The organism is Methylobacterium sp. 174MFSha1.1 (assembly GCF_900116815.1).
Lineage (GTDB): Bacteria > Pseudomonadota > Alphaproteobacteria > Rhizobiales > Beijerinckiaceae > Methylobacterium.
In genome coordinates this window covers 210,691-228,951 of sequence record NZ_FPCB01000005.1, presented here as the reverse complement: position 1 = coordinate 228,951, position 18,261 = coordinate 210,691, and the positions used below count along the sequence as shown (strand labels likewise).

The following is an 18,261-nucleotide window of genomic DNA, read 5'->3' as shown; positions in this document are numbered from 1 at the left end:
CAGGCCAGAGTCTTGTCAAGCAAGGTGGAGGGCGCTCACGGCGAGGTCGATCACCTTGATGCCGGCGAACGGCACCACGATCCCGCCGAGACCATAGATCAGGAGGTTGCGCCGCAGCAACGCGGCGGCGCCGACGGCGCGGTAGCTCACCCCGCGCAAGGCGAGCGGGATCAGCGCCACGATGATCAGCGCGTTGAAGATGATCGCCGACAGGATCGCGCTCTGCGGCGAGGCCAGCCCCATCACGTTGAGGGCCTGGAGCTGCGGATAGAGCCCGACGAACATCGCCGGGATGATGGCGAAGTACTTCGCCACGTCGTTGGCGATCGAGAAGGTGGTGAGCGCGCCGCGGGTCATCAGCAGCTGCTTGCCGATCTCGACGATCTCGATGAGCTTGGTCGGGTCGGAATCGAGGTCGACCATGTTGCCGGCCTCGCGGGCCGCCACCGTGCCGGTGTTCATCGCCACGCCGACATCGGCCTGGGCCAAAGCCGGGGCGTCGTTGGTGCCGTCGCCGCACATCGCCACGAGCTTGCCCTGCGCCTGCTCGCGCCTGATCAGCGCCAGCTTGTCCTCGGGGGTGGCTTGCGCGAGGAAGTCGTCGACGCCGGCCTCCGCCGCGATGGCGGCGGCGGTCATCGGGTTGTCGCCGGTGATCATCACCGTGCGGATGCCCATCCGGCGGAGTTCCGCGAAGCGCTCGCGGATGCCGCCCTTGACGATGTCCTTGAGGTGCACGACCCCGAGGAGCTTGCCGTCGCGGGCCACCGCCAGCGGCGTGCCGCCGGCCTTGGCGATCTCCTCGGCGATGGCCCGCACCTCCTGGGCCGCCGCCGGATCGAGGCGGGGTTGCAGTACCCGGGCCGCGCTGCCGGCGCCGACCGGCACCGGGGCGGAATCCAGGCTCGCGATCACCGCCTCGACCGCGCCCTTGCGGATCGACGACCCGTCGATGTCGATGCCCGACATCCGCGACTGGGCGGTGAAGGGCACGAAGGTGGCGGCGAGGCTTCCCATGTCGCGGGCGCGGATGCCGTGGGCCTCCTTGGCGAGCACCACGATCGAGCGGCCCTCCGGCGTCTCGTCGGCCAGCGAGGCGAGCTGCGCCGCATCCGCCAGCGTGCCGGCGGTGACGCCGCGGACCGGGCGGAACTCCGTCGCCTGGCGGTTGCCGAGCGTGATCGTGCCGGTCTTGTCGAGGAGCAGCGTGTCGACGTCGCCCGCCGCCTCGACGGCGCGGCCCGACATGGCGAGCACGTTGAACCGCACCAGCCGGTCCATGCCGGCGATGCCGATCGCCGAGAGCAGCGCGCCGATCGTGGTCGGGATCAGGGTGACGAAGAGCGCCACCAGGACGGCGAGCGGGATCGCGCCGCCGGCGTAAGCGGAAAAGCTCGGGATCGAGCCGACCGCGAAGACGAACACGATGGTGAGGCCGGCGAGCAGGATGTTGAGGGCGATCTCGTTGGGGGTCTTCTGCCGGGAGGCGCCCTCGACCAGCGCGATCATCCGGTCGATGAAGGTCGAGCCGGCGGCGGCCGTGATCCGCACCCGGATCCAGTCGGACAGCACCTGCGTGCCGCCGGTCACCGCCGAGCGGTCGCCGCCGGATTCGCGGATGACGGGAGCGGATTCGCCGGTGATCGCCGCCTCGTTGACCGAGGCGATGCCCTCGATCACCTCGCCGTCCGACGGGATCACGTCGCCGGCCTCGACCAGCACCACGTCGCCGACCTTGAGGCCGGCGCCGGGCACGGTCTCGTAGCCCTCGCGCGGACCGCCGGGCGCGGCGGCGGGGCCGGCGAGCAGCTTCGCGGTGGTCTCGGTGCGGGTGCGGCGCAGGGAATCGGCCTGCGCCTTGCCGCGCCCTTCCGCCACCGCCTCGGCGAAGTTGGCGAACAGCACGGTGAACCACAGCCAGAGGATGATCTGGCCGGTGAAGAACAGGTCCTGGCCGCCGGTGACGAGGTCGCGGAGGAACAGGATCGTGGTGAAGGCCGCCACGACCTCGACCACGAACATGACAGGGTTCTTCACCATCTGGCGCGGGTCGAGCTTGGTGACCGCGCCGAGGCAGGCCGGCCCGATCAGGGCGGCGCTGAGGAGAGAGGATTTTTGGGACTGGGCCATGATCCTTGCGATCCGGATGAGGCGGGAATGGGAAGTACTTCGAGGTTCGCTCACATGACCCTGACACCCTCCGGGTCATTCCGGGGCCGCGCAGCGGAGCCCGGAATCCAGAACCGCAGGTCTGTCAGGACAGAGCGGAAGGCGTTCCGCTTGACCTTTCACCACCTGTGCTTCTGGATCCCGGGCTCTCGCCTTGCGGCGAGCCCCGGGATGACGCGGAGGGTTTCAGGAGTGGGCGTGGGTACTCTTTGCCGATGCTGCTGATCTCACGGCGCCAGCGCCGCGCCACCGAGCATGATCGCCGCCCAGAGCGCGCCGGAGCCGAGGAGAGCCAGGCCGGTGAGCGCCAGGACGATGTCGCAGGGTCGCAAGAGCGACCGGTCGGGGCGCGGGCCGGAGCGCGGCCGGTGCCGGGAGAGCCCGCGGCGGAGGCGGGCGGCGTGAGCGGAGGTCATGGTCAGCCCCCCGCCGCCGCGAAGGTCTGGCCGGCCGCGCCCGCCAGGTGCTCGACGATCGGCCCGAGCGCCAGCGACGGGAAGAAGGTCAGGCCGCCGACGATCAGGATCACCCCGACGAGGAGCCCGACGAACAGCCCGCCATGGGTCGGGAGGGTCCCGGCGGAGGCCGGCACCGTCTTCTTCGCCGCGAGCGAGCCGGCGATGGCGAGCGCCGGGATGATGACGAAGAACCGCCCGACCAGCATCCCGGCCCCGAGGGTCAGGTTGTAGAACGGGGTGTTGCCGGACAGTCCCGCGAAGGCCGAGCCGTTGTTCGCCGCCGCCGAGGTGAAGGCGTAGAGGATCTCCGAGAAGCCGTGCGGGCCGGCATTGGCGGGTCCAGCGAGGCCCGCCGGCAGCACGGTGGCGAGCGCGGTGAAGCCGAGCATCATCAGCGGCAGGCAGAGGATGGCGAGCATCGCCATCTTGACCTCGCGCGCCTCGATCTTCTTGCCGAGATATTCCGGCGTGCGCCCGACCATCAGCCCGGCGACGAAGATCGCCACCACCACGAAGACCAGCATGCCGTAGAGCCCGGCGCCGACGCCGCCGACGATGATCTCGCCGAGCTGCATGTTGACGAGCGGGATCAGGCCGCCGAGCGCCGTGAAGGCGTCGTGCATGGCGTTGACCGCGCCGCAGGAGGCGGCCGTCGTCACCACCGCGAACAGGGCCGAGCCGGGAATGCCGAAGCGCAGCTCCTTGCCCTCGAGGTTGCCGCCCTGGAGCCCCAGCGCGTTCAGGAGCGGGTTGCCCGCGCCCTCCGCCCCGTAGGTGACCGCGGTGCCGGCGAGGAACAGCACACCCATCGCGGCGAGGATCGCCCAGCCCTGGCGCTCGTCGCCGACCATGCGGCCGAACACGTTGGTGAGCGCCGCGCCCAAGCCGAAGATCGACACCATCTGGATCAGGTTCGAGAGCGCAGTCGGGTTCTCGAACGGGTGGGCGGCGTTGGCGTTGAAGAAGCCGCCGCCATTGGTGCCGAGCATCTTGATCGCGACCTGGCTCGCCACGGGGCCGAGGGCGATCGTCTGCTTTCCGCCCTCGAGCGTCGTGGCCTCGGCGTAGGGCGCGAGGGTCTGCGGCACGCCCTGCCAGACCAGGAACAGGGTGTAGAGGATGCAGAGCGGCAGCAGCACGTAGAGGGTGCAGCGGGTGAGATCGACCCAGAACGAGCCCACCGTGCGGACCGACGCCCGGGCAAAGCCCCGGATCAGCGCCACGGCCAGCGCGATGCCGGTCGCCGCCGAGAGGAAGTTCTGGTGCGTCAGCCCCAGCATCTGCGACAGGTAGGAGAGCGTGCTCTCGCCGCCGTAATTCTGCCAGTTGGTGTTGGTGACGAAGCTGACCGCCGTGTTGAAGGCGAGGTCGGGGGCCACCGCGCCCTGGTCGGCGGGGTTGAACGGCAGGAGGCCCTGGAGCCGCAGGATCCCGTACAGCAGCACGAAGCCGGCGGCGTGGAAGACCAGCATCGCGCCGGCATAGGCCAGCCAGTGCTGCTCGTGGGCCTCGTCGATGCCGGCGAGGCGATAGAGGCCGCGCTCGACCGGGCGCAGGACGGGCGAGAGGGGGGTGCGCGCACCGGTGAAGACCCGGGTCATGTAGAGACCGAGCGGCTTCACCAGGGCGAGGACGATCGCGCAGAACAGCGCGATCTGGAGCCAGCCCGAGAGAGTCATGGAATGTGCCTCCTCTAGAACCGCTCGGGCCGCACGAGGGCGTAGGCGAGGTAGGCGAGCAGCCCGAGGGTCATCAGGCCGCCGAGCCCGTAATCGAGGGTCATCGCAGGCCTCCTCACAGGCGTTCGCACAAGGCGGCGTAGCCGAGGGAGAGGGCGAAGAAGCCCAAGCCACCGGCCAGCATCAGGAAATCGAACATGGGTGTCCCCGTCGGGCGGCGCGGGGAGTGACGGGCGCCGCCGCCATCGAACCGGACCGTGAGCCACGGTCCCGGTCCTGGAGATCCACCCGAACGCATAGGGATTCGAGAGGGGCGCGGGGCGCGCGGTATCAAGGCCGCATAAAGACGGGCGGAATCAGGGGCGGCGCGCGGCCCGGACCGCCTCGCGCAGGCCGGCGCAGGCGTGAGCCTCGCTGCCGGCGGCCTCGCAGGCGGCCTGGAGCGTCCGCCCGTCGATTTGCAGCACGCAGGTGGTGCCGTTCAGGAAACCGTGGACGGAGAAGCCGCAGCGCCGGCAGGCGGCGTGTACGGGGGCCAGGGCCGGCCGCCACGCCCCGTCGCCCGGAGGCCGGACGCGGCGCAGCACCCCGGTCGGCGCGGCCAGCGCGCACCGGTCGTCAATCCCATCCATCGCGTTTCCCCGGCGACGCCTCTCGACCGGGGGTCTCTGCGACCGGGGACGGGGGAAAGCGAGGCGGCCCGCCGGGCCGCGATATCAGGATTCCATCAAGGCCGGACGGCCCGTTCGGGCCGCGGGACGCAGCGTTCAGGCCGCCAGGAGTTCCCCGCCCTTCTCGGCGATGACCTCGCGCACCTTGGCCGAGAAGACCCCGAGCAAGAGCGGCAGGCGGACCTCGACCCGGGCGGCCCGATCCTCGACCGCGATGGTGCCGCTGACCGTCTGGCCCATGGCGCCGACCACGAAGGCGAGAGTGTCGCCGTCCCAGACCGGATCCTGCATCGTGAGGCCGGCCTTCTGGACGAGCTCCCGGCCCTGGCCCAGGCGGGCCTCGATCCGCCGGCGCGCCTCGGCGCGGCCGATCTGGTGGGGAATCTCGACGACCAGGGGCTTCGCCATCACCGTCTCCGCGGCCCGCCGCGCCCCCTCCGGGCCGGCTTCCAGGGCACGATGCTCCGGCAGGGCCGAATCATCTGCGGTTGAACTTCATCATGCCGTGGGGGAATTCAATCCGGAGCGGACGCCGAGGAACCGGGGCGGAGGTGAGGAGCCGGTATCGGGGACGCGACCGTTGCAGCCGGGCGTCAGGCCCCGCGCCATCCGGCCGGGACCGCCGGGAGGCGCTGTCCAAGCCGCCCGGCTTGGCGTAGGGGACCCGGGCGGGACGAGGGGCGCTTGACCGCGCCCGAAGAGCGGAGACGGGTCTTGAGCGCGATCGAGCGGGGAATCCTCGGCGCCATCGCCGTGTGCGTCGCGGCCACGGCCGCCCTGTGGTGGCTGGCGATGCCGGACGAGCCCGTGCGGGCCCTGCAGGACGGCCTGGGCTCCGCCGCGCTCGCCACCATCATCGCGGGCGCGGCCGCCCTGCGCTCGTCCGAGTGAGGGACCGGTGACGCCGGCCGGGAAGCGCCTCGTCGCGCAGCTGGTGCGCTGGCTCGTCGCCGGATTCGTCGCCGTCGCGGTGCTCTGGATCGCCTTCCACCTGCGCTGAGGCGGGATGGGCTGAAGCATCTTCCGACGAAGTGGATGCCGGTTCGTCGCAGAAAATGCTGCAAAATCAAAAACTTGGAGCATCACCCGATCGCAACGCGATCGGGTGATGCTCCAGGGTTCTCAGGCCGGCAGCGCCACCGGCCGCCGCCGATGCACCGCCCGGCGCTGCCCCAGCACCGCGCAGGCGCCGCCGAGGACGAACCACATGTACCAGGTCGGCACCAGATAGTAGAGCATGTTGTCCGAATACGCCATCGACAGGTAGCCGACCGTCATCGCCAGGATCATCCAGGCCCAGCGCTCGCCGCGGAGGATCAGCCTGCCCGTCAGGGTGATCACCCGGACGTAGAGCCAGAGATAGGCCAGGAAGCCGATCACCCCGGTCTCGAACAGGAACTGCACGTAGACGCTGTGCGAATCGATGGTGTCGTTCTCGAGCGGCAGCGGGAAGAACTGCGCGACGTAGTGCCCGAAGCTCGACAGGCCCCAGCCGAAGAGCGGCCGCTCCCAGAACCAGGTCATGGCGCCCTGCCACAGCAGCATCCGGAAGGCGTACGAGTTCAGCTTCTCGTAGGCGTCCATGGTGTTGCCCTGCTGCAGGTCGGCGAGGCGCTCGGCGAGTTCCGGCACCGCCAGCAGCGCCACCGGCAGGCTCAGGAAGTAGAGCAGGGTGCGCCGGTCGAAGAGGAGCCCGTGGGTGAGCAGGATCAGGCCGGCGCCGGCCCAGGCGCTGCGGGTCTTGGTGAGCAGGATCAGCCCGAGCAGGACCGGGACGTAGAGCACCAGCGCCCGGCGCAGCCGCGGCGACAGGACGAAACCCTTGCCCGAGTCCTTGCCCGAACCCTTGCCCGAGCCCTGGCCGGATCCTTTGCCCGTCAGCAGCGTCAGGACGACCGCCAGGATCGTCATCAGGTAGAAGGCGTAGATGTTGGGGTGCGGGAAGCTGCTGTAGACCCGGGTGCCGTCCTCGCCGAACTCCGCCCAGCCCAGGGCGAGCTGCAACCCCGCATAGAGCGTCGGGGCGATCGAGCCGGCGACGATGATCAGCAGGAAGCGGCGCAGGTCGGCGAGGTCGCGCACGAAGTAGAAGGCCAGGAGGCAGAAGGCGGCGTGGGTCGCCAGCAGCATCACGAGCCGGATCGCGGCGCCCGGATCCGGCGCGACGCGCGAGGAGACCAGGCAGACCAGGAGCAGCGGCAGCCACAGGATTGCGGTGGGGCCCGGTCTCACCCGGGGCCGGGTCGCCACGCAGGCGACGGCCACCACCAGCACCGCGAGGTTCACCGCCGCGCCGACGCCCATGTCCTCGAGGCCGCCGACCTTGGTCAGATTGAAGATCGGATCGAGGGCCGAGCGCGTCAGCAGCACCGCCTCGACGAAGCGCCGCGGCCCGGCGAACCAGGCGAAGAGGATCAGGAGGGCGCTGGCGGCGATCAGCATCGGTCGTCCCACTCCCGGATCGGGGCCGGCGCCCTGCTTAACTGCCCCAGCGCTCCGGCGGAGCGCCGCAAAAGGGAGAGGCCTCCCCCGCAAGGCGTAAGCGTCACGGGTTCCCGCTGCGGCAAGGTTCCCGCAGAGGCAGGTGTCGCCCCGGGGCCGCGGTGCTGCTAAGCTGGGGCCATCCGAATCCGGACACCCGATCGATCGACGATGCGCCTCTCCCTCGCCTCCCTGCTCCTTCTCGGCGCGCTCGCCGCCCCGGCCCACGCCCAGACGACGGCGCCGGCCCCGAACCCGTTCGGCCCCGGCGCGGCGCGGCCGAACCAGGCGCCGCCGCCGAACCCGCCCGCCATCCCGGCCAAGCCCGCGGCCCAGGCTCCCGCGGCTTCTGCGGCCCAGGCTCCCGCCACCGCGGCGCCGGCCGGCCAGCACGCCCCGGCCGCCGGCGCGGTCTTCCCCACCGCCGTCTCGCCGAAATACGCCAAGGAGCCGGCCGGCAGCGCCCGTCAGCACACCTGCCTCGACCAGTACAACGCCAACAAGGCGGCCGGCGGCGCCGGCAACGGCGGCCTGAACTGGATCGAGAAGGGCGGCGGCTATTATTCCGAGTGCAACAAGCGGCTGAAGGGCTGATACGCTTTCCGGAAGATTTCTTCCGGAAAGCGTATCACGAGCCCGCGCGGCGACTGAGCGAAGCCGATTTCCGCATCGCGAAAGCGATTGCGCAGCAATCGCCGAGCGATCAATCGGAAGTCGTCTGACAGGCGCCGGGCGATCGCGTCCACGATCGCCCCCTCACGCCCGCGGCGGGCCGGGGGCCGGCCGCGCCGTCAGCGCCAGCGCCGTGCCGAGCCCCGCGACGGCGAGCAGAGCCAGCACCGTCCAGGCCGGCCAGGCGGCGCCGGCGCCCTCGGCCAGCGCCGCCTGGTAGGCCTCGATCGCCCAGGCGTTGGGGGTGAGCCAGCCGAGGCTCTGGAGCCAGGGCGGCATCAGGAAGCGCGGCACCATGCTGCCGCCGACCGCCGAGAGCAGCAGCACCCCGAAGGTCGAGACGAGGTGGGCCTGCTGGCGGGTGCGCGCCGCCGCGCAGGCGGCGAGGCCCAGGCCCGCCGCCATGGCGGCGACCAGCACCCCGGTGATGAACCACGAGACGGTGTGCGGCCCGACCGAGACGCCGTAGAGGAGCGCCGCCGCCCCGAAGATCAGCGCCCCCTGCACGACACCCTGGAGCACCAGGAACAGGAACTTCCCGAGCACCACCACCGGCAGGCCGCCGGGGGCGGCGGCGAGGCGGTCGGCGAGGCCGGACTGGCGCTCCTCGACGAGCGACAGGGCGCCCTGCATGGCGGCAAACAGCAGGAACACCGCCGCGATCGCCCCGGCATAGTAGGCGACCCGGGCGTTTCCGCCGTGCCCCTCCGCCGTCGAGACGCGCGCCACCAGGGCGCCGAAGGAGAAGGCCTCGCGCTTCTCGCGGCTCTCGGCGAAGGCCTTGTCGAGGAAGGCGCGCTCGTCCGGGCCGATCTTGCCGGTGCGCTCGACGTCGGCGACGACCCGCGACAGGACCACGTCGGGCAGCGCCTCGTTGAGCACCCGTTGCACCTGGCCGAGCGCGATCGGGGTGGCCAGCGCCCGGGCCGGGCTCTCGACGACGAGGATCGGCGCGTCGCTGGTGCCGCTTCCCGCCGCGAGGTCGCCGCGCAGCACCAACGCCACGTCGACCTCGCCCCGGCGCACCGCCGCCACGGGATCGCCGTCGAGGAGCGCGATGCGCAGGGCCGGATCGGCCTGGAGCGCGGTCACGAGGCGGCCGGTCGTGGCGGTGCGGGCCTGGTCGAGGAGCCCGACCTGGATGCGGATCCGCTCGCCGACGGCGCCGGAGAAGATCGCCGCGAAGACGCAGAAGATCACGGTGGGCAGCACGAAGGCCATCACCAGGGCGGCGCGGTCGCGCCACAGGGTGAGCAGCATCACCCGGAACGCGGCGACGATCATGCGGGGACCTCGGCGGGGGCGGGGACGGGACCGCCGGGCGGCTCTCCCGCCGTCACGTCGCGGTAGAGTCCATCGAGGCCCGGCTCGCGCACCCGGATCTCCCGCACCGGCACGCCGTGGCGGCGCAAGTGCGCCAGCAGGGCCGCGCCGTCGCGCCCGCCCGCCACCGCGTCGCCGGCGCGCCAGGTCGCCCGCCACGTCAGAGGGGAGGCCGGATGGAAGCCCGCCTGGCGCAAAGCGGCGGCGGCGGCCGGGCCGGCGGCCTCGGCGAGCGCCACCTCGTGCTCGGGGGGGCCGGCCCGCAGGCCGGCGAGCAGGTCGGCGAGGCGCCCGTCGAGGCGGAGAGCGCCGTCCTGGAGCACCAGGACTCGGTCGGCCAGGCGCTCGGCCTCGGCGAAATCGTGGGTGGCGATCAGCAGGGCGGCCCCGCGCGCGGGCAGGCCTTCGAGCACGGCGTGGATCGCCGCCCGGGCGGCCTGGTCGACCCCTTGCGTCGGCTCGTCGAGGAGGACGAGGGCGGGCTCGGCGAGCAGCGCCACCGCGATGTTGGCCCGGCGCTGGTAGCCGCCGGAGAGCACCCCGACGAGGCGGCCCGCCACCGCCTCGAGCCCCGCCCGCGCCAGCGCCCGGACCACCGCCGGCTCCCGCGCCGGCCGGGGCAGGCCGGCGAGGCGGGCGAACACTTCGAGGTTCTCGCGCACGGTCAGGCGCGGATAGAGGGCGATCTCCTGCGGCACCCAGGCGATGGCACGCCGCACCCCGGCCTCGCGCGCGGGATCGCCGCCCGACACCCGCACGCTGCCGCCGTCCGGGACGAGGCGGCCGGCGAGCAGCCGCATCAGCGAGGTCTTGCCCGCGCCGTTGGGGCCGAGCAACGCGACGGTCTCGCCCCGCGCCAGAGTGAGGTCGACGCGATCGAGGACCCGGCGGTTGCGATACGAGAAGGCGAGGTCGCGGACGCGCGCCGCTGGATCGGGCATCATGCCGTCAGACCAGCAGAGCTTTGCGGCATTCCGAGGGAGTGCCGTCGGCGGGGCATGTTCAGCCCGGCGCCTACCGCGCCGGCAGGGCGCGGGTGAGCCGCACCCGCAGGGCGGTGCCGGGCTCCGCGAGGCGGAAGGCGGCGGCGGAGAAGTCCGGGCGGCCGCGGCGGCCGGCGCCGTTCGAGAAGCCGTAGGGCTCGGTCGGCAGGCCCAAGCCCGTGCGGCCGAGGCGGCCGTCGCCGTCGAGATCCTGGAACGCCGCCACCGCGTAGGTGCCCGGCGGCACGTCGGAGAAGCCGAAGCGCAGGCTCTGGGCCACGGCCGGGCCGCTCTGGCCGATGCGGCAGGATTCCTCGGCGAGCGACCCGGTGCAGAGCGCGACGAAGACCCGGCCGGCCCCCGGCTCGACCCCGTCGACCTCGACCGAGAGGCTCGCCGCCGCCGCCGGCGCGGCCAGCACGGCGAGGAGGGCGGCGACGGCGAGGACAGCGTCCGATCGCGTTGCTCTCGGACGCTGTCCTCGCCCTTTGATTGTGCCGCCTTGTCTGCGACGAACCGGCATCCACTTCGTCGGACAATGCTCCGGGCCCCTCACGAGGCCTCTCCGAGGCTCGGGGCGGGGCTGAGCGGCATGCCGCGGGAGGGCACCTTCTGCAGGGCCAGGTCCTCGGCCATCAGCCGCGCGGTGATGCGGGCGCCCTCGTAGATCACCGGCAGGCCGGAGCCCGGATGGGTGCCGCCGCCGACGAGGTAGAGCCCGGGCCCGAAGCGGTTGTGGGGCCGGAAGTAGAGCATCTGGCCGAGATCGTGCGACAGGTTGAAGGTCGCGCCCTCGTGGACCGCGAACTCGTCGCGCCACTGGGTCGGGTCGACCACGCGCTCGTAGCGGATGCGCGACTCGATGTCGTGGAGCCCGAGCTTCTCCAGCCGCTTGAGCACCAGGGCGCGGTAGGACGGGCCGACGCTCGCCCAGTCGATCCCGGCGCGCAGGTTCGGCACCGGCACCAGCACGTAGAGGCTGGTATGGCCCGGGGGCGCCATGCCGCCGTCGGTGTAGCCGGCATGCTGGACGTAGATCGAGGGCTGCATCGGCAGCACCCCATCGGAGACCTCGCGGATGTTGCGGGCGTAATCCTCCGACAGGAGGATGGTGTGGTGGCCGAGGCTCTCGGGCATCGATCCCTCGATGCCGAGATAGAGCATGTAGGTCGAGCAGGAGAGGCGGGCCTTCTCCACCTTGGCGTCCCGCCAGCGCGGCCGGCGCGCTTCCGGCACCAGCTCGGGCACGACCTTGGCGAAGTCGCCGTTGATGACGACCGCGTCGGCGGCGATGCGCTCGCCCCCGACCTCGACCCCGACGGCCCGCTTGCCCTCGAACAGCACCCGGTCGACGGCGGTGCCGAGCCTGATCTCGACGCCCATGCGGCGGGCGAGCCCGGCCATCGCCTCGGAGACCGCGCCGCAGCCGCCTACCGGGTGATAGACCCCGTGCTCGTATTCGAGGAAGCTCAGGATGGTGAACAGGCTCGGGCACCGGAACGGCGACATCCCGAGGTATTTCGTCTGGAACGAGAAAGCGAGGCGGACCCGCGGGTCCTTGAAGTAGCGCGACAGGTCGCGGTCGACGGTGGCGTGCGGGCGCAGCAGCGGCAGGGCCGCCAGCATCGCCGGGGAGACGAAGCTGCGCAGCGAGTCGCAGGCCTGCTGCAGCACCGGGATGAAGGCCGCGAGCTTGTGGCGGTTGTCGTTGAGGAAGCGGCGCACGTTCTTCGCGTCGAGGGGCGCGATGCGGGCGATCTCGGCCTCGAGACGGTCCACGTCCGGCGTCGCCCGGATCTCGCCGCCGCCCTCGAAGACGAGGTGGTACTGGGGATCGAGCCGCTCGAGGGTGAGGTGGTCCTCCAGCCGCTCGCCGCAGGATTCGAAGATGTCGGCCAGGATGCGCGGATAGAGGAAGAAGGTCGGCCCGATGTCGAACTTGTAGCCGCCCGGCGCCGTGACCGTGCGGGTGCGCCCGCCGACGGTACCCTCCTTCTCGATCACCGTCACCTGCACGCCGTCGCGGGCGAGCATCAGCGCCACCGCGAGACCGCCCGGCCCCGCCCCGACCACCACCGCCCGCCGCCCCGACAGGGTGCGGTACCCATCCCGCGGCTGAAACAACGCTCCACCTCCTGCCTGACCCGACGACGGGCGCCCGTGCATACGGCCTAGTTGTGGTGCGCGGCGGTGAGCCGGCAATGGCTGCGCATTGTCGCGGTGGGGGCGGGTGTGGATATTTTCCGGGGTGTGGCGGGGCAGAGGAGCGGCGAGATGCTGTCCGGTCGTGCCCCGGACCCGCCTTGGTCGGTCGAGTGCAGCGACAGCGCGACGTCCCGGAGGCCGCCCTCGTTCGCTGGCCGATGCGCCATGACTGGCCGCCCGTGGATGGTCGTAGGATTGAATCGTATTCCGTGGTACGCTTGCCTCAGAGGATACGCGCCATGCGAACCACCCAAGCACTCAGCATCACCCTGCCCCATGAGATGGCGCAGATGGTTAAGGACAAGGTTGCATCGGGAGAATACGCGACCGAGAGTGAGGTTATCCGCGATGGTCTGCGGGCCCTCCAGGCCCGCGACGCAGCGGTGGAGCGCTGGCTGCGCGAGGATGTCGCCCCGGTCTTCGATCGGGTGGCCGCCGGAACGGAAACCTTGGTGCCGGCCGATGAAGTTCTGGGTGGCGCGGCCCGCCGCTACCAAGCACGGAAGGCCGGAACCGGCAAAGTCTGATGGCGCGCCGGGTCCTGTTCTCGACCCAAGCGCGGGCGGATTTCGACGATCTCTATTCCTACATCGCCGACAACGCGGGACCTGTCATCGCGGATGCCTACACGACTCGCCTTGATCGCTACGTGCTCTCGTTCGGCGAGTTCCCGGAGCGTGGTACTCGCAGCGATCATATCCGGCCCGGCCTGCGCATCACGAGTTTCGAGCGCCGTATCACGATTGCGTTCACGGTGAACGAGGATGCGGTGATCATCCTGCGGCTGCTCTATGCCGGGCGATCCTTGCTGCTGCCAGATTAAGCAGACTTGCGTTGGCAGGCCAACGCTTCGTCCGCTTATGTTCTTGTTTCGCTGCAGATTTTCGTCGCAAAGCCGGTTAAAATTTTCGCGAAATCCGCTTAGCTTCCTGCCAGCCGCCCCCCGCCGAGCCGGTGCAGGGCCACCGCCCCCGCCACCGCGACGTTGAGCGAATCGACCCCCGGTGCCATCGGGATCGCCACCCGGCGGGCGCGGGCCATCAGCGCCTCGGGCAGGCCGGGCCCTTCGGTACCGAGCAGCAGCAGCGCGCGGGGCAGGGGCGGCAGGGTCGTGATGCCCTCGCCCCGCGGCGAGAGGGCGACCGGGACGAGTTCATGGCGCCCGCACAGGGCCAGAAGGTCGTCGCCGGTCGGCACCCGGGCGAAGGGCAGCGTCAGGCTGGTGCCGGCCGAGACCCGGATCGCCTTGCGGTAGAGCGGGTCGCAGGTCTCGCCGTCGAGGAGCAATGCGTCGGCCCCGAAGGCGGCGGCATTGCGGAAGATGCCGCCGACATTGTCGTGGTTGGCCAGGCCCACGAGGCCGACGAGCAGGGCCGGGCCCGCCGGCACCAGGGCGTCCGGCGAGGGCTCGGACCCGCGCAGGCCCACCGCCAGCACGCCGCGATGGATCGGAAAGCCCGCCACCGCCCCCATCACGCCCTTGGCGGCGAGGTAGACCGGCGCGTCGAGGCCGTCGAGCGCCGGCGCCAGCCCGGGCAGGCGCTCGGGCGAGAGCAGGACAGACTCGATCCGGAACCGGGCGCGGCCAGAGAGCAGCACCCGCAGCACCACCTCGCCCTCGGCGATGAAGCGGCCCTCGCGGCCGACGAGGTCGCGCTCGCGCATCTGCGTGTAGGCGGAGAGACGCGGGTCGGCGGGGTCGTCGATCGGGATCGGGGTCATCGTCCGTCCGGGCTACCTCGGGCCCGGACGTCCATCAACCCGGACTTCGCATCCCTCGGCTCACCCCTTGCGGGCGGCCAGCGGATCGGCCTCGGCCTTCGTCGGCACCTTCACCAGGGCCTCGCCGTCGAGCACCGTCTCGCCGTTGACGGCGCAGATGCAGGTGAGCCGCGCGCGGCGGCGCTCCGGCACCAGCTCGGCCACCTCGACGGTGACGTCGACGGTGTCGCCGATGCGCACCGGCGCGCGGAAGTTGAGGCTCTGGCTGATATAGACCGCGCCGGGGCCGGGCAGGCGGGTGCCGAGCACCGCCGAGATCAGGCCGGCGGTGTAGAGGCCGTGGGCGATGCGGGTGCCGAACGGCGTGCGGGCGGCGAAGTGCTCCGAGAGGTGGATCGGGTTGCGGTCGCCGGTGATCTCGGCGAAGCCGACCACGTCGGAGGCCGCGATGGTCTTGGACAGCGTCTCGGACAGGCCGACGCTCAAATCCTCGAAGTACAGCACGCGCAGTTCGGGCATCATCGGCGTCTCTCCCGGTCGTTCTCGAGCATTTTCCGACGAAGTGGATACCGGTTCGTCGAAGAAAATGCGACAAAATCAAGAATCGAGAGCAGTGCCCGATCGCGATGCGATCGGGCACTGCTCTCGTGTCGCGGCCGCGAGGGACGGCCGGCGGCTCGCGGCTGCGCCGATCCCGGCCGGGGATCCCCGGCGTCGCACGGGACGGGGGCGGAAATCCAGTGGCGAAAGGTCGGAGAGAGAGGAGCGGGGCCGAGGGCGGCGGCCGGCCCCGCCGCGCCCGACTTTGCGGCAGGCGGAGGGATCATGGGACGGCGGCTCAGCGCATCCTCCGCCCCTTTCGCAGGGTCATGGCGGGACGGCCAGGCACTTCGCGAGTTCAAGCATCTCCGTAATACGACGTTATCTGTTTATCGCGGGATTTGGATCCATTAACAGAATTTTAGCGATGCCGGAGCGATAACAGGGATCTCCTGTTCTGTTCGATCACTGGCGATCCATTCCATGCGCATGTCCCTGAAGAGCAGCCTGACCGGGCTGTTCGGGATCCTCCTGCTGCTGACCCTGGCGCAGGGCGGCGTCTCCCTGTGGAAGCTCGATACGATCGAGACCCGCATCGCCAAGCTCGCCGACGACGCGATGCCCTCGATCAACGAGGCCCACGCGATCAACGCCCTGGTGATGCGCGCCCGGCTCTGGCAGTTCCGCTTCATCACCGCCGCCGACGAGGCCGAGAAGGCGCTCTCCACCAAGAGCTTCGCGGAGATGGATGCGGCTCTGGGCGAGCGGATGGCGCGCTACCGCGCGCTGATCAGCTCGCCCGCCGAGCAGGAGACCTTCGGCGAGCTGACCGCGAAGATCGCGGCGTTCCGGGCCGACTGGACCCGCCTCAAGGGGCTGCCCGCCCAAGCCGAGATCGACGCCTTCTTCCGCGGCCCGATGAACGCGACCTACCGGTCGACGATCGACACCGCCGGCAAGCTCGTCGGGATCAACGCCGCCGCCGGCACCCAGGCGGGCGAGGCCGCCCGGGCCGAGCGGGCCGAGGCGAGCCGCATCACCGTGGCGACCTTCGCGGTCGCCGTCCTCGTCACCCTCGCGGCGGTGCTGTTCTGCTTGCTCCGCATCGTCCGGCCCCTCGGCGAGATGACCGGGGCGATGCGCCGCCTCGCGGAGGGCGATGCCGCGACCGCGATCCCCGGCGCCGGGCGCCGGGACGAGCTCGGCGCGATGGCCGGCGCGCTGGCGGTGTTCCGCGACAACCTGGTCCGCACCCGCCAGCTCGAGGAGGAGACCGCGCTCGCCCGGGCCGGGGCCGAGGCGCAGCGCCGCCAGGCGATGCGCGAGATGGCCGACGCCTTCGAGCGGGCGGTCGGCGGCATCGTCGGCGCCGTCACGGCCTCCGCCACCGAGCTGCAGGCCACCGCCCAGACCATGACCCTCACCGCGCAGGAGACCGCCGGCCAGTCGGGCAGCGTCGCGGCGGCCGCGACCCAGGCCGCCGCGAATGTCGGCACCGTGGCCGCGGCGGCGGAGGAGCTCGGCGCCTCGGTCCAGGAGATCGGCCGCCAGGTCGACGGCTCGGCGCGGCTCGCCGGCGCCGCCGTCGCCGAGGCCGGCGAGAGCGCCGCGCAGGTGCGGGCGCTCACCGAGGCGACCGCCCGCATCGGCGACGTGGTCGGGCTGATCTCGTCGATCGCCGCCCAGACCAACCTGCTGGCGCTGAACGCCACCATCGAGGCGGCCCGCGCGGGTGCGGCCGGCCGCGGCTTCGCGGTGGTGGCGGCGGAAGTGAAGGAGCTCGCCGGCCAGACCGCGAAGGCGACGGAGGAGATCACCGGCCAGATCGCGGCGATCCAGGCCTCGACCGGCCAGGCGGTCGGCGCGATCAGCGGGATCACCGCCCGGATCGAGGAGATCTCGGGCGTGGCGACCTCGATCGCCGCGGCCGTCGAGGAGCAGGGCGCGGCGACCCAGGAGATCGTCCGCAACGTCTCCCAGGCGGCGGCCGGCACCGGCGAGGTGACGGCGAACATCGCCGGCGTGGCGCGGGCCGCCGACGAGACCGGTGCCGCGGCGAGCCAGGTGCTGGGCGCGGCCTCCGAGCTGTCGCGCCAGTCCGAGCACCTCTCGGCCGAGGTGGCCCGCTTCCTCGACACGGTGCGGGCGGCCTGAGAGGCCGCGAGAGCGTCCTCGAAGAAGAGCATCCTCGGGAACGCCGCCCCGGACCGCCGGGGCGGCGTTCGTCAGTTCAGCGCCTGCGGATCCGCCTCGGTCAGGAAGGCCGCGACCTCGCGGAAGAACTGCATCCGGCTCTTCTCCATCATCACCGTGTGGGTGCCCTCGCCGAGCTCGACGAAGCGCTTGTAGGGCGCGCGGGTGAGGCGGGCGAAGTACTCCTGCGCCTGATAGCTCGGCAGGTCGGCGTCCCACTCGGCGTGGATGACCAGCGTCGGCACCCGGATCTCGCCTGGATCGACCTGCGGCTTGCCGGCCTCCCAGTAGTCCCGCGAATCGGCGACGACGCCGTTGGGCGCCCGCAACACCGGCGGCGACTGCGCCGCGCCGGCGGCGTCGGTGGCGAAGGTGGCGTCGGCCCATTGCTCGAACCAGCCGGGCGGGATCAGGCTCGCCTGGGCCTCCGCCGGCACGTCCTTGAGCCAGCGCGCCCTGGCGCTGTCGCGGCTGACGCTCCGGTAGGCGCCGAGCGGGCCGCGAGCGGCGATCGGCGGGGGCGTGCGCGCGAGCCATTGCGGCGCGTAGAGGACGAGGCGGTTGACCCTCTCGTTGTGGGTGCTGGTGTAGAGCCCCATGGTCGAGGTACCCCAGGACCAGCCCATCAGGTTGATCGTCTCGACCCCGCGGCGCTTCCGGATGAACTCGACGACCTGCCCGACCACCGCCGCCGCGTCGGGCGTGCGCATGAAGGGCTTGCCGTCGGCGGCCGGGCGGCTCATCGCCGCCGGGCGGCCGGAGAGGCCGTAGCCCGGCAGGTCGACGAGGTAGACGTCGAAGCCGAGGCCCGCGAGGTAGTCCATCATCGACAGCCCGGCGAGCGGCAGGTCGAAGGCGGTCGAGGCCGGGTAGGTCGCGCCGTGGACGTAGAGCAGGATGCGGTCGCCCGCGAACCGTTCGGTGCCGGCCGGGCGCTTGTTGCGGACGTAGACCGTGACGCCGTCCTCCGGGCCGGGCAGGCGGAACTCGTCCGTCTCGAGCCGGGAAGGCGCCGCGGGCCGGGCAGGGCGCTCCGGCGCCGTCTGCGCGGCGGCGCCCGCCGCAGGGGCCGCCGCGAGGGCGCCGAGGCCGGCGAGGACGAGGCGGCGGGCCGGCCCGGGGGTGGGCGGCCTGGATGAGGCAGGCCGGGAAAAGGCAGGCATGG

19 protein-coding genes are annotated in these 18,261 nt (G+C 71.9%); 5 read left to right on the top strand and 14 right to left on the bottom strand.

Translation table 11 applies throughout. The annotated features are described in order from the left end of the window. Positions 1-15: 15 nt before the first annotated feature. The 6 genes from kdpB to BM430_RS02995 all read right to left on the bottom strand — a co-directional run bounded on the left by kdpB (position 16) and on the right by BM430_RS02995 (position 5,385). Positions 16-2,130: a potassium-transporting ATPase subunit KdpB gene (gene kdpB / locus BM430_RS03020; RefSeq protein WP_093565123.1), complete on the bottom strand. Its 2,115-nt coding sequence runs from the start codon at positions 2,128-2,130 to the stop codon at positions 16-18. 266 nt (positions 2,131-2,396) lie between these two features. Then, positions 2,397-2,585: a hypothetical protein gene (locus tag BM430_RS03015; RefSeq protein ID WP_093565121.1), complete on the bottom strand. Its 189-nt coding sequence runs from the start codon at positions 2,583-2,585 to the stop codon at positions 2,397-2,399. Positions 2,586-2,587: 2 nt separating this feature from the next. After that, on the bottom strand, positions 2,588-4,306 hold the full coding sequence (kdpA, locus tag BM430_RS03010) for a potassium-transporting ATPase subunit KdpA (RefSeq protein WP_093565117.1): 1,719 nt from the start codon (positions 4,304-4,306) through the stop codon (positions 2,588-2,590). Between the two features lie 14 nt (positions 4,307-4,320). After that, positions 4,321-4,410 carry a K(+)-transporting ATPase subunit F gene (locus BM430_RS03005; protein WP_099905332.1) on the bottom strand — a complete coding sequence of 30 codons (90 nt, stop codon included), beginning with the start codon at positions 4,408-4,410 and terminating at the stop codon, positions 4,321-4,323. 252 nt (positions 4,411-4,662) lie between these two features. Further along, positions 4,663-4,938, bottom strand: a complete 276-nt coding sequence (locus BM430_RS03000; protein ID WP_093565115.1) for a hypothetical protein — start codon at positions 4,936-4,938, stop codon at positions 4,663-4,665. A 135-nt stretch (positions 4,939-5,073) separates the two neighbouring features. Then, positions 5,074-5,385: a polyhydroxyalkanoic acid system family protein gene (locus BM430_RS02995; RefSeq protein ID WP_093565112.1), complete on the bottom strand. Its 312-nt coding sequence runs from the start codon at positions 5,383-5,385 to the stop codon at positions 5,074-5,076. A gap of 306 nt (positions 5,386-5,691) precedes the next feature. On the opposite strand from BM430_RS02995, the gene BM430_RS34495 reads away from it, so the two are divergent. After that, positions 5,692-5,868, top strand: coding sequence for a hypothetical protein (locus BM430_RS34495; RefSeq protein ID WP_177302894.1), 177 nt, complete (start codon positions 5,692-5,694; stop codon positions 5,866-5,868). A 231-nt stretch (positions 5,869-6,099) separates the two neighbouring features. Here BM430_RS34495 and BM430_RS02990 read toward each other — a convergent pair whose 3' ends face one another. Further along, complete coding sequence (locus BM430_RS02990) at positions 6,100-7,419, bottom strand: O-antigen ligase family protein (protein WP_093565109.1); 1,320 nt, start codon at positions 7,417-7,419, stop codon at positions 6,100-6,102. 210 nt (positions 7,420-7,629) lie between these two features. Here BM430_RS02990 and BM430_RS02985 point away from each other — a divergent pair, with 210 nt between their 5' ends. Further along, positions 7,630-8,052, top strand: coding sequence for a hypothetical protein (locus BM430_RS02985; RefSeq protein ID WP_093565107.1), 423 nt, complete (start codon positions 7,630-7,632; stop codon positions 8,050-8,052). 162 nt (positions 8,053-8,214) lie between these two features. Here BM430_RS02985 and BM430_RS02980 read toward each other — a convergent pair whose 3' ends face one another. The 4 genes from BM430_RS02980 to crtI form a co-directional block, all read right to left on the bottom strand. Continuing rightward, complete coding sequence (locus BM430_RS02980) at positions 8,215-9,414, bottom strand: ABC transporter permease (protein WP_093565105.1); 1,200 nt, start codon at positions 9,412-9,414, stop codon at positions 8,215-8,217. Beyond that, positions 9,411-10,394, bottom strand: coding sequence for an ABC transporter ATP-binding protein (locus BM430_RS02975; RefSeq protein WP_093565445.1), 984 nt, complete (start codon positions 10,392-10,394; stop codon positions 9,411-9,413). Before BM430_RS02975 ends, BM430_RS02980 begins: the two co-directional genes overlap by 4 nt. A 73-nt stretch (positions 10,395-10,467) precedes the next feature. Next, positions 10,468-10,857: a DUF2141 domain-containing protein gene (locus BM430_RS02970; RefSeq protein WP_244539289.1), complete on the bottom strand. Its 390-nt coding sequence runs from the start codon at positions 10,855-10,857 to the stop codon at positions 10,468-10,470. A gap of 131 nt (positions 10,858-10,988) precedes the next feature. Continuing rightward, positions 10,989-12,560, bottom strand: coding sequence for a phytoene desaturase family protein (gene crtI, locus BM430_RS02965; RefSeq protein WP_093565099.1), 1,572 nt, complete (start codon positions 12,558-12,560; stop codon positions 10,989-10,991). Between the two features lie 320 nt (positions 12,561-12,880). On the opposite strand from crtI, the gene BM430_RS02960 reads away from it, so the two are divergent. Next, positions 12,881-13,168 (top strand): type II toxin-antitoxin system ParD family antitoxin, encoded by a 288-nt coding sequence (locus BM430_RS02960; RefSeq protein WP_093565096.1) that lies wholly within the window; start codon positions 12,881-12,883, stop codon positions 13,166-13,168. After that, a complete protein-coding gene (locus BM430_RS02955) occupies positions 13,168-13,464 on the top strand; it encodes a type II toxin-antitoxin system RelE/ParE family toxin (RefSeq protein ID WP_093565092.1) in 297 nt (98 codons plus the stop codon). Before BM430_RS02960 ends, BM430_RS02955 begins: the two co-directional genes overlap by 1 nt. A gap of 98 nt (positions 13,465-13,562) precedes the next feature. On the opposite strand, the gene BM430_RS02950 is transcribed toward BM430_RS02955, so the two are convergent. Beyond that, positions 13,563-14,363, bottom strand: a complete 801-nt coding sequence (locus tag BM430_RS02950; RefSeq protein WP_093565090.1) for a TrmH family RNA methyltransferase — start codon at positions 14,361-14,363, stop codon at positions 13,563-13,565. A gap of 60 nt (positions 14,364-14,423) precedes the next feature. Next, positions 14,424-14,885 (bottom strand): 3-hydroxybutyryl-CoA dehydratase, encoded by a 462-nt coding sequence (gene croR / locus BM430_RS02945; protein ID WP_093565088.1) that lies wholly within the window; start codon positions 14,883-14,885, stop codon positions 14,424-14,426. Between the two features lie 501 nt (positions 14,886-15,386). Between croR and BM430_RS02940 the strand changes: the two genes are divergently transcribed. Continuing rightward, positions 15,387-17,057 (top strand): methyl-accepting chemotaxis protein, encoded by a 1,671-nt coding sequence (locus BM430_RS02940; protein ID WP_093565086.1) that lies wholly within the window; start codon positions 15,387-15,389, stop codon positions 17,055-17,057. Positions 17,058-17,128: 71 nt separating this feature from the next. Here BM430_RS02940 and BM430_RS02935 read toward each other — a convergent pair whose 3' ends face one another. Further along, positions 17,129-18,259, bottom strand: a complete 1,131-nt coding sequence (locus BM430_RS02935; RefSeq protein WP_093565084.1) for an alpha/beta hydrolase — start codon at positions 18,257-18,259, stop codon at positions 17,129-17,131. Positions 18,260-18,261: the final 2 nt, after the last annotated feature.